4 protein-coding genes are annotated in these 1834 nt (G+C 73.2%); 2 read left to right on the top strand and 2 right to left on the bottom strand.

The genetic code is table 11. From position 1 onward, the window contains the following. The coding region (locus SACHA_RS0100925; RefSeq protein ID WP_019806466.1) for a TrmH family RNA methyltransferase at positions 1 to 392 on the top strand (392 nt) is incomplete at its 5' end. Between the two features lie 77 nt (positions 393 to 469). Here SACHA_RS0100925 and SACHA_RS0100930 read toward each other — a convergent pair. Then, the gene (locus tag SACHA_RS0100930) at positions 470 to 868 is read right to left on the bottom strand and encodes an HAD-IA family hydrolase (RefSeq protein WP_019806469.1); all 399 of its coding nucleotides are present in this window, start codon (positions 866 to 868) and stop codon (positions 470 to 472) included. A 187-nt stretch (positions 869 to 1055) separates the two neighbouring features. On the opposite strand from SACHA_RS0100930, the gene SACHA_RS0100935 reads away from it, so the two are divergent. Further along, the gene (locus SACHA_RS0100935; protein ID WP_019806470.1) at positions 1056 to 1532 is read left to right on the top strand and encodes an Rv3235 family protein; all 477 of its coding nucleotides are present in this window, start codon (positions 1056 to 1058) and stop codon (positions 1530 to 1532) included. Positions 1533 to 1544: 12 nt separating this feature from the next. On the opposite strand, the gene SACHA_RS24765 is transcribed toward SACHA_RS0100935, so the two are convergent. Next, the coding region (locus SACHA_RS24765) for a hypothetical protein (protein WP_039737519.1) at positions 1545 to 1834 on the bottom strand (290 nt) is incomplete at its 5' end.

Raw genomic sequence — 1834 nt, forward strand, 5'->3', positions numbered from 1 at the left:
GCGTCGTGGTGCCGCACCGGGGCGTGGCCGCGCTGGACCCGCTGGTGGTGAAGGCCTCCGCCGGGGTGGCCTTCCGGGCGCCCGTCCTGCGCTGCGCCACCGCGGGGGAGGCCGTCGAACGACTCACCGAGTCGGGCTACGCCGTGTACGCCCTCGGTGCCCGTCCGGACACCGCACCGGGGGTGGCTGTGGACTCGCTGTTCACCTGCGAACTGCCCGCCCGGACGGCGTTCGTGCTCGGCGGCGAGACGCAGGGGGTGGGCACCGACGTGACCGATCTCGTCGCGGGTTGGGTGTCGATCCCCATGCCGGGTGAGGTCGAGTCGCTCAACGTCTCCTCGGCCGCGGCGGTCGTGTGTTTCGAACTGGTCCGCCGCGCTCGGAGCCGCTGAACCGGCGTCACGTCCGCAACACTCCCCCCGGGATCGGTCGATCGGTTTCCCGGAGTAGCCGACGGACGCACCCTTGTTCAGGGGGAAGCGGAATCCTCCGGGAACAGGGCGGCGAGTTCCATGAGGGTCTGCGCCACCGAGACGTGCCGGACACCGACCATTCCGGCCGCCACGGCGCCCGCGACATGGCGGGGCGAGTCGTCCACCAGCACGCACTCGGCCGCGGTGAGGTCGAGACGGCGGGCCGTCAGGTGATAGATCTCCGGGTCCGGTTTCGCGGCGCCGACCTCCCCCGAGAACACCAGGGTGTCGAACCGGCAGGACAGGCGCGCGCGGACGTCACCACCGCCCGCCGCGTTGGACAACACCGCCGCACGCACGCCGCCCGCACGGGCGCGGTCGACCGCACCCAACAGCAGTCCGGCTTCCGGGTCGGTCAGCACGCCCGCGTGGTCCAGCACGAGTCCGCGCAACATCCGGTCACCGTAGCCGAACGCCCCGCGCGATTAGCACCGCAGCCCGACCTGCGCCGCTCGGGAGCGGAGTATTTCACCCCTTCAGGCGGCCTGCGGATCCGAAAACCGGTCGGTAACCCTCTCTACCGGTGGAGGCGGTCGAGGGGGCCGCCCCTCGGAGCAGATGCGACCAGGGAGGGGACTGCGCATGCACCCGTTCTCACCGGACAGCGGGGTCGTTCCGCTGAAGCCCTACGAACCCGGGCACATCGACGACCCGCCCGACCCTCCTCCGGTGGCGGACGGCCAGCTCACCCTCGACGAACTGCTCGTCGAGCTGCACGAGGAGGAACGACGCCGCAGCGCGATCACCCCGCCGGGACGTCGGCTCCTGCACCGGGTACTGACCGGACTGCTCGAGGCCTACACCGGACGGCGTCCCCTCGCCCAGCTGACGGCCTGGCTCGACCCTCCGCTGCACCGGCGCCTGCGGGCGACCGTGCCGGGCAACGACAGGCCGCGCTACGTCCTGCGCAACATCCACGTCTGCCGTCCGGCCGAGGAGGCGCTGGAGCTGTGCGGCACCGCCACCGCCCCCACCCGGGCCTGCGCCGTGACGGCCCGGTTCGAGCACGGGGTACACGGCTGGTTGTGCGTGTCGTTCAGCGTGCTCGAACCGGGCTGACGCGTGCCGGGATCAGCGACGCGCGCCCTTCTTGTCCTTCTTCGCCTGTTCCCGGGCGGCGGCCCGGCGCTCCCGTCGCGAGCCGCCGCCCCCGGAGCCACCGGTCTGCTTCCCGTTGCCCGTGCGCTCGTCGGCCCCGGCCGTACCGTCGCCACGGGACTGGACGTCTCCGCTCTCGGACGGGCCGGACAGCGTCAGTCCCTGGGGTGTGGCGCCGTCGAGGCCCTTGCCCTGCAACGCGGCGGGAACGGGCTCGGTCTGCGGCCCGGGCTCCGGCTGGGGCGGGACCGGCCGGGCGTGCC

This window comes from Saccharomonospora halophila 8, assembly GCF_000383775.1.
GTDB classification, from domain to species: domain Bacteria; phylum Actinomycetota; class Actinomycetes; order Mycobacteriales; family Pseudonocardiaceae; genus Saccharomonospora; species Saccharomonospora halophila.